Origin of the sequence: Paenibacillus sp. NAIST15-1, assembly GCF_001894745.1 — a bacterium.
In the GTDB taxonomy this organism is placed as follows: domain Bacteria; phylum Bacillota; class Bacilli; order Paenibacillales; family Paenibacillaceae; genus Paenibacillus_B; species Paenibacillus_B suaedae.
In genome coordinates this window covers 816,087-824,207 of record NZ_BBYF01000001.1, presented here as the reverse complement: position 1 = coordinate 824,207, position 8,121 = coordinate 816,087, and the positions used below count along the sequence as shown (strand labels likewise).

At 45.4% G+C, this 8,121-nt stretch carries 3 protein-coding genes, 16 tRNA genes and 2 rRNA genes; 20 read left to right on the top strand and 1 reads right to left on the bottom strand.

From position 1 onward, the window contains the following. The 10 genes from PBN151_RS03705 to PBN151_RS03660 form a co-directional block, all read left to right on the top strand. Positions 1–147 (top strand): 23S ribosomal RNA (locus PBN151_RS03705); the annotation flags it as partial. A gap of 146 nt (positions 148–293) precedes the next feature. Beyond that, positions 294–410 (top strand): 5S ribosomal RNA (rrf, locus tag PBN151_RS03700). Between the two features lie 53 nt (positions 411–463). Next, a tRNA-Asn gene (locus tag PBN151_RS03695) sits at positions 464–539 on the top strand. Positions 540–542: 3 nt separating this feature from the next. After that, positions 543–618 (top strand) — tRNA-Thr (locus PBN151_RS03690). A gap of 40 nt (positions 619–658) precedes the next feature. Then, positions 659–733: transfer RNA gene (locus tag PBN151_RS03685), tRNA-Glu, on the top strand. A 93-nt stretch (positions 734–826) separates the two neighbouring features. Further along, positions 827–902: transfer RNA gene (locus PBN151_RS03680), tRNA-Val, on the top strand. Positions 903–908: 6 nt separating this feature from the next. Then, a tRNA-Thr gene (locus PBN151_RS03675) sits at positions 909–984 on the top strand. Positions 985–996: 12 nt separating this feature from the next. Further along, a tRNA-Gln gene (locus PBN151_RS03670) sits at positions 997–1,071 on the top strand. Positions 1,072–1,077: 6 nt separating this feature from the next. Beyond that, positions 1,078–1,153 (top strand) — tRNA-Lys (locus PBN151_RS03665). Positions 1,154–1,165: 12 nt separating this feature from the next. Continuing rightward, positions 1,166–1,249 (top strand) — tRNA-Leu (locus PBN151_RS03660). 1,465 nt (positions 1,250–2,714) lie between these two features. On the opposite strand, the gene PBN151_RS03650 is transcribed toward PBN151_RS03660, so the two are convergent. Continuing rightward, the gene (locus tag PBN151_RS03650; RefSeq protein ID WP_072727691.1) at positions 2,715–3,143 is read right to left on the bottom strand and encodes a hypothetical protein; all 429 of its coding nucleotides are present in this window, start codon (positions 3,141–3,143) and stop codon (positions 2,715–2,717) included. A 681-nt stretch (positions 3,144–3,824) separates the two neighbouring features. On the opposite strand from PBN151_RS03650, the gene PBN151_RS03645 reads away from it, so the two are divergent. The 10 genes from PBN151_RS03645 (at position 3,825) to ppc (ending at position 8,055) form a co-directional block, all read left to right on the top strand. After that, positions 3,825–3,899, top strand: a tRNA-Gly gene (locus PBN151_RS03645). A gap of 8 nt (positions 3,900–3,907) precedes the next feature. After that, positions 3,908–3,984: transfer RNA gene (locus tag PBN151_RS03640), tRNA-Arg, on the top strand. Between the two features lie 17 nt (positions 3,985–4,001). Then, a tRNA-Pro gene (locus PBN151_RS03635) sits at positions 4,002–4,078 on the top strand. 9 nt (positions 4,079–4,087) lie between these two features. Then, positions 4,088–4,161 (top strand) — tRNA-Gly (locus PBN151_RS03630). Positions 4,162–4,316: 155 nt separating this feature from the next. Beyond that, positions 4,317–4,391, top strand: a tRNA-Gly gene (locus PBN151_RS03625). Between the two features lie 8 nt (positions 4,392–4,399). Next, a tRNA-Arg gene (locus PBN151_RS03620) sits at positions 4,400–4,476 on the top strand. A 15-nt stretch (positions 4,477–4,491) separates the two neighbouring features. Then, a tRNA-Pro gene (locus tag PBN151_RS03615) sits at positions 4,492–4,568 on the top strand. Between the two features lie 9 nt (positions 4,569–4,577). After that, positions 4,578–4,651: transfer RNA gene (locus PBN151_RS03610), tRNA-Gly, on the top strand. Between the two features lie 231 nt (positions 4,652–4,882). Then, positions 4,883–5,005 carry a hypothetical protein gene (locus PBN151_RS32225; RefSeq protein WP_265332069.1) on the top strand — a complete coding sequence of 41 codons (123 nt, stop codon included), beginning with the start codon at positions 4,883–4,885 and terminating at the stop codon, positions 5,003–5,005. A gap of 260 nt (positions 5,006–5,265) precedes the next feature. Beyond that, entirely contained in the window at positions 5,266–8,055 is a 2,790-nt protein-coding gene (ppc, locus tag PBN151_RS03605; protein ID WP_072727690.1) for a phosphoenolpyruvate carboxylase, read from the top strand. Positions 8,056–8,121: the final 66 nt, after the last annotated feature.

The following is an 8,121-nucleotide window of genomic DNA, read 5'->3' as shown; positions in this document are numbered from 1 at the left end:
TGAAAGCATCTAAGCGTGAAGCCCCCCTCAAGATGAGATTTCCCAATTAAGTAAGACCCCTTGAAGACGACGAGGTAGATAGGTTGGAGGTGGAAGCACAGCAATGTGTGGAGCTGACCAATACTAATCGGTCGAGGGCTTATCCTAAAAGATTAAACCCCAAAAAGTGACGTGAAGCTTTGTAGCAACACCGAATACTTTCTGGGGGCCCCGGATGAACAACTAGCACTAACTTTCGCATTCAGTTTTCAAGGTTCAAACCTTGAACTTCATATTGGCTTTAGCCAATGCTGTTTGGTGGCGATGGCGGAGGGGTTCCACGCGTACCCATCCCGAACACGACCGTTAAGCCCTCCAGCGCCGATGGTACTTGGACCGCAGGGTCCCGGGAGAGTAGGACGTCGCCAAGCAGTCCTTTGTAAGGACTCCATACAGGAAGGGTCCTGTGAGAGTCCAGTAATATTCCCTGATAGCTCAGTTGGTAGAGCACTCGACTGTTAATCGAGTTGTCACAGGTTCGAGTCCTGTTCGGGGAGCCATTTGCTCTCATAGCTCAGTCGGTAGAGTGCATCCATGGTAAGGATGAGGTCACCGGTTCGATCCCGGTTGAGAGCTCCACAGAAGAGATCGAAGTAGTTTATATAGACTTCTATTGCATGGCCCGTTGGTCAAGGGGTTAAGACACCTCCCTTTCACGGAGGTAACAGGGGTTCGAATCCCCTACGGGTCACCATTACAACTTCTCAACTGGTAAAAACTGAGGGTTGAACAAGTTAATTGATTTTGATATGATATAAGAGTTGCTGGTGAAACAAACATACAACATGGACGCTTAGCTCAGCTGGGAGAGCATCTGCCTTACAAGCAGAGGGTCGGCGGTTCGATCCCGTCAGCGTCCACCATAATATGCCGGTGTAGCTCAGTTGGTAGAGCGGCTGACTTGTAATCAGTAGGTCGAGGGTTCGACTCCTTTCGCCGGCACCATTGTTACCTTATTGGGGATTAGCCAAGCGGTAAGGCAACGGACTTTGACTCCGTCACGCATAGGTTCGAATCCTATATCCCCAGCCATTGTAAGAGCCATTAGCTCAGTTGGTAGAGCACCTGACTTTTAATCAGGGTGTCGAAGGTTCGAGTCCTTCATGGCTCACCAGTTAAATATCGTGCGCGTATGGCGGAATTGGCAGACGCACTAGACTTAGGATCTAGCGCCTTTGGCGTGGGGGTTCAAGTCCCTCTACGCGCACCATATCATCAAACCCTTGTCGGACAAGGGTTTTTTGCTGTTTATAGGGAAGTGAGGAGCATTATACTCCCCACCCATGCTAACAGCCTTGCTAACCGAATACTAATTATCCACAATAACAGGCTCTTCTTTTGATGAATTTATTGCTTCTGAATATTTGGCAATGAGGTTCTTTTTTTTTGAATGTATGGCAGTCCGCTCTTTTTTACTATCTTTTCATAATCATGTCGTAATTGAGATGGACGTATTGGCTCACAGTCTGAGTGGCAATTAATCAAACCCCATTGTTGCTGATACACTTCGTTATTTTGAGCGTTGAAATGATTTTGATCGATCTTCTCTTTCAGCTTTTCAAGTATACCTATCTATGATAGGTGTGTACTTTCGGACTTCTTTGTTTTTAGTGCCTGAACAATGAAGCCGAATTCTTTATGATACGTAAGTGACTGCGTAACGTCGATGTATTTGCCTCCATAAGAGAAATCGCTCACCTGGACACCTAGAACCTCACCACGCCGAACCCTGTGTTTATGGCCGTTAAATAGGCCGTGTAGAAGCGACTCACAGATGCTGCCTTAAGAAATGTCTGACATTACCCCAACGTCCACGTGAGAGTTCCTTTTTGGCCAAACGTGGTGGATCAAGCTTCTTCATAATGTCGATGGGAATGAGCTTCTATTTAGCTGGCCCAAGGTGAAAGGTGTCGATATTAGCGGATGTGAAGTAGAGTGGGATACTGGACGGAAAGAGTACCGCTTCCACAATGACTACACAGACAAAAGGAACCGGAAGGTACTCGCAACGAAGCATTGGATGCCAACAAGAATGTAGTGTACCTGGTGGGTGAGGGAGCACGCGACATTAGGATCGATGGAGACGCTAGTGAAGTGGATGCTATTGATCACCAAAATGCAGACAATAAGATTGAGAGCGATTCATTCTATTTATCTGGAATCCAATTTTGCTTATTTGTAGTGATAATTGATGGATGGGATATGCTGCACGATAAGATATAAAATATTTTCGTTTATTCCGGTATGTGAGCAACGCGAGGATAAACACATCCCGAGCATCATCATTTCCGAAAACGAAAATGTCATAAGCACCAAAGTATTATCTTAGTGCTTAGATTAAGCCAGGGCTTCTTTTTAAGCAATACATGCTACCTGCGTACGTTCTTTAGTTTGTGATTGTAACCCAAGCGAAGGATGGGGAGCGTCCTTTTGTTGAACTGTCGGGCAGGATAGTGGTGTTGTAACATAACATGGATAATGCTGTTTAAAGATAAGAGGAGAGAGATATGCAAAGAGAGGTAATGAAAGATCTAAGACAATTTTTTGGATTGACAGGGAATGTTACTTTAACCCATTTTGGAGTAGTTTGTCTGGCGGCAATATGAGGCCGGCACCAAAAAAGTAAAGCCCCGGGTTAGTCCGAGGCTTTGTTATGATCATTTGCTTAAATGCTTTTAGTATTGTTTTGCCTTAACTTGGATGTCCATATTATGGCCGTCTTTATTAGTAATGAATACTTTCCATTTTTCAGAGATAAAGCCACCAAAGACTTTAATTGTTTCTGTTTTTTGTTGGCCTGAAGATATTGGAATGTCTACCGCATAGTTTTTTCCATCGCGTACTAACGTCATGTACACTGTTCCTGGACCGTCATTCTTTACATGAACGTCTAAGCTCTTTCCGGCATGGATGTTTGCATGAAATGAGCTCTGGAAGGAATGGTACCCAACGTGACTAACATCAAAAAGTGAAATTTCTCTTGAATCTGTTGAGGTTTCTGATTGAGTTGGTGCAATTCTAGTTGAGTCAGGCGCAGCAGAAGCGAATCCAGTAAATGTTGATAACATTAGCACTGTTGAAATGATGACTAACGATTTTTTCATAGTAACCTCCTTGGAAATGTATATTAATGTTATACATTTCCAATATACCACATATAACCATTAGCTTGTGCTGTAGATGAGTCCTATCTGTGACAAAGACCCGAACTATTCGAGGCTTTACTTGTACACACTAATTAGGTACATCTTTTATAAATAAAGTCCCACCTTTGATGGGACAATTCCTTTTAGATGAAGCGATTGATTCATTATTCGAATTAGCCTTTTACCGTTTTGCTGTTTATTTAGGTAGATACGTGTTCTTGTAGGTCTCAATATTATGTTGGAGAATAGAAGGAATTAATCTTAGGGATAAGCTTAGAAGCCTGTAAGAGCCCTTTTAAACCCTTAAAGGGGGGATTTGGATACGTAAAGCGTCTCAAACCCATCTAGAGCAAATAAGGGGACGTACGACTGGAATAACGATTGCATTCCACTATGGCGACCTGATGAAATGCTCTGAGGGGTGGGGGAACGTAGAGAACCGTTGGAGCTTGTGGGCGATAATAGCTGTTAAGCGTTGTGATGAGATGTCCTAGAACAGGCACCTTGAAGTCTCCAGTGGCTCAACAGCAAGGTTTTTCAGCTATTTATTATTTTTTTTGAAATAAGGGTTGCATTACTTAATACCTTATGATATATTATTACTTGTCGCTTCTGATATATCGTTTTGAACGACAAATTGCGGACATAGCTCAGTGGTAGAGTATCGCCTTGCCAAGGCGAGGGTCGCGAGTTCGAATCTCGTTGTCCGCTCCATATAATTTGCGCCCTTAGCTCAGCTGGATAGAGCGTTTGACTACGAATCAAAAGGCCGGGAGTTCGAATCTCTCAGGGCGCGCCATTTCTTCAATACAGTATCGGGATGTAGCTCAGCTTGGTAGAGCACCTGGTTTGGGACCAGGGGGTCGCATGTTCAAATCGTGTCATCCCGACCATCTAAATATGCGGGTGTAGTTCAATGGTAGAACTCCAGCCTTCCAAGCTGGTAGCGTGGGTTCGATTCCCATCACCCGCTCCAACAACATCCTTGCTAGGGAAGCGAACCTCAGGTTCGACCATCCGTGAAGGCATCGATGAGTAATCAGGGTAGGATGAGCGTCAACATGTACCATCTTAATGCCGAAGGCATTTTGAATCAGATTATGTTGAGTATACCCATCACCCACTCCATATGCGGACATAGCTCAGTGGTAGAGTATCGCCTTGCCAAGGCGAGGGTCGCGAGTTCGAATCTCGTTGTCCGCTCCATTATGTTTGCGCCCTTAGCTCAGCTGGATAGAGCGTTTGACTACGAATCAAAAGGCCGGGAGTTCGAATCTCTCAGGGCGCGCCATTTTCAATACAGTATCGGGATGTAGCTCAGCTTGGTAGAGCACCTGGTTTGGGACCAGGGGGTCGCATGTTCAAATCGTGTCATCCCGACCATCTAAATATGCGGGTGTAGTTCAATGGTAGAACTCCAGCCTTCCAAGCTGGTAGCGTGGGTTCGATTCCCATCACCCGCTCCATTAAGAAAACCAACGCCGTAGGGCGTTTTTTTGTATGTATAGATGTGATGAGAAACCAAGGGTTCGACCGTCCGTAAAGACATCGTGGAAATACTCAAGTAGGACGAGCGTCAATATGAACAATAACCGAATGGAGCCGAGAGGCTCCATTTTTCAAATCAGACATGTTGAGTACCGCGCTGCAATGCTTCTTGAAATAAGGTTCAGCGCGCGCGTCCGGGAGAGGGACGTGTGGTGCCGAAAATAGGCACGATAAGCGAGGGGAGTATTCCCGTTTCATTAACCAGCATGAAATCGACGCCGAAAGGCGTTTTTTATTTTGTTGAGGTAGCTGCGTTCGCAGTTCATATTTAGACGATCATGTATGAATTATAGGCTCTACATGAAACATAATGAGTAGGATGATGAACATACATTTCAGGCTGTTTAAGGCTAAAAATACAGGTTAGCGATATCAAGATAACGATCCATTGTAAACCCGAACCAATGTAAGGGGATACAATTGAAACGTGCGATTTTTTCAATGAAAACTAAAGATTTTCGTCTCAATTTGTAGTATGATGTTAAGAAAGTCTTTTAGAGACTGTACTGAATTGTGAGATAGGGGGAGACGAATGACTGATCTAACGTTAACCGCAAACAAGACGAATTCCAACAATATGTTGCGGCGGGACGTTCGTTTTCTGGGTAATATACTCGGCGAAGTGCTCGTCCATCAAGGTGGTAATGAATTGCTTAACATTGTGGAGAAGATCCGCGAGCTTAGCAAATCGTTGCGTGCCGTATTTTTACCCGAGTTGTATGAGGAGTTTAAGCAACTCATCAATACGTTGAACCCCGAAATCCGACATCAAGTGATTCGTGCATTCGCTATCTACTTCCAGTTAGTGAACATTGCAGAACAGAATCATCGGATCCGTCGCAAACGCGATTATGAGCGCTCTGCAGGTGAAAGCATTCAACCAGGATCAATCGAAAGTGTGATCATGGAGTTGAAGGAGCGTAAAGTTTCCGAAGAAGAATTGCAAGAAATTATTGAAAGCATTTCTTTGGAACTTGTCATAACGGCGCACCCGACTGAGGCGATGCGTCGGGCCATTCTCGATATTCATAAGCGCATTGCTGATGATGTCACAATGTTGGATAATCCAACTCTGACACACCGTGAGCGTGAACAATTGCGAGATAAGCTGCTGAACGAAGTGATAACACTGTGGCAAACGGATGAGCTGCGTGATCGTAAGCCAACTGTACTCGATGAAGTGCGCAACGGCTTATTCTATTTCAACGAGACACTGTTCGATGTTCTGCCAGATGTATATCATGAATTGGAACGCTGCCTGGATAAGTACTATCCATCCGGAGGATGGCATGTGCCTACTTACCTTCGATTTGGTTCTTGGATCGGTGGCGACCGTGACGGCAATCCTTCGGTTACCCATGATGTAACATGGGAAACATTGAAGATGCAGCGTACTCTTGCGATTCGCAAATACGAGGAGCGATTGAAGTCCTTGTTCCGTACGCTTAGCTTCAGTACTACAATTGTATCTGTATCTGAGGAACTGCTATCCTCGATTGCAGAGGACAGCCGCAATGTGACATTGACGCATGCGGGATACTGGAACAATGAGAAGGAACCGTATCGTATCAAGTTAATCTACATGTTCGAGAAGTTGAATAATATACTGGATGAGTCGACGAAGGGGACAGCACAGCGTTACAACAATCCGCTTGAGTTCTTGGAAGATCTGAGAATTATTGACCGGAGCTTGCGCCACCACTTCGCAGATTATGTATCAGACACGTATGTGAAGAAACTGATTCGTCAAGTAGAACTGTTCGGCTTCCACATGGCGACACTTGATATTCGTCAGCATAGTAAAGAGCATGAAAATGCGATGACTGAAATTTTGGCTAACATGAACATCGTGGACGATTACAGCAGCTTGAGCGAAGAGGAGAAGATTGAGCTTCTTAATCGCCTGCTGAATGATCCTCGTCCATTGATATCGGAATATATTCAATATAGTGAATCTACAACTGAAGTACTGAATGTGTATCGTATCGTCTATGATGCACAGAAGGAATTCGGTGAGAAATGTATTACAAGCTACTTGATCAGTATGGCGGAGGCAGCGAGCGATGTGCTTGAAGTCATGCTGCTGGCGAAGGAAGTAGGCTTGTTCCGCAAAGAGAAAGGCAAAGTACACTGCACATTGCAGGCTGTGCCGCTTTTCGAGACTGTCGACGACCTTCATGCCGCACCTGCGATCATGAAGACGTTGTTTGATTTGCCGATATACCGCAGTGCTGTTGAAGCAATGAATGATCTGCAGGAGATCATGCTTGGCTACTCAGACAGCAACAAAGACGGCGGTGCATTTACAGCGAACTGGGAGCTTCGTATGGCTCTGAAGGAACTGACGGCGTCTGCGAAGAAGTACGATGTGAAATTGAAGTTCTTCCATGGTCGTGGCGGTGCACTTGGTCGTGGTGGTATGCCATTGAATCGCAGTATTATGGCTCAGCCTCCACACACGATTGGTGGCGGCATCAAGATTACGGAGCAGGGTGAAGTATTGTCTTCCCGCTATTCCGTACAAGGTATTGCTTACCGAAGCTTGGAACAAGCTACTTCGGCACTTATACAAGCGGCTACGCTGGCTCGTACGCCGCATACGGATCTGTATGAATCGAAGTGGAAGGAGCTCATGGAGAGCATCTCCCAGGCTTCGCTGAAGAAGTATCAGGATCTGATCTTCCGTGATCCAGACTTCATGACGTTCTTCAAGGAGTCTACGCCGCTTCCAGAGATCGGTGAACTGAACATCGGTTCACGTCCGTCGAAGCGGAAGAACAGTGACCGCTTCGAAGACTTGCGTGCGATCCCTTGGGTATTCGCATGGACGCAGAGCCGGTACTTGCTCCCTGCGTGGTATGCAGCAGGAACAGGATTGCAGAGCTTCTATCAAGGCAAGGAAGAGAATATGGAAACAATGCGCCATATGTATCAGAATTATTCCTTCTTCCAGTCTATGATCGACAGCTTGCAAATGGCACTTGCGAAGGCGGATCTTGTCATTGCCAAGGAATATGCAGGCATGATTAAGGACGAAGCCATTCGCGAGCGTATTTTTACGCAAATTGAGGAAGAATTCAAATTAACCTCTTCGTTAATCCTGCAAATTACCGGACAAGAGGATATTCTCGACAATGTTCCTGTCATCCAGGAATCGATTCGCTTGCGCAATCCATACGTGGATCCGCTCAGCTATATGCAGGTGGACCTGCTGGCAGAACTGCGTGAGCTTCGTGAGAACGAAGAGGATGATGCGGTATTGCTGCGGGAAGTATTGCTTACGATTAACGGTATTGCAGCAGGGCTTCGAAATACAGGTTGATAATGTCGGAATGATCGATTTCCGCAGGCTACGTCGATACGTAAACAGCACGAAGTAGCGACGATG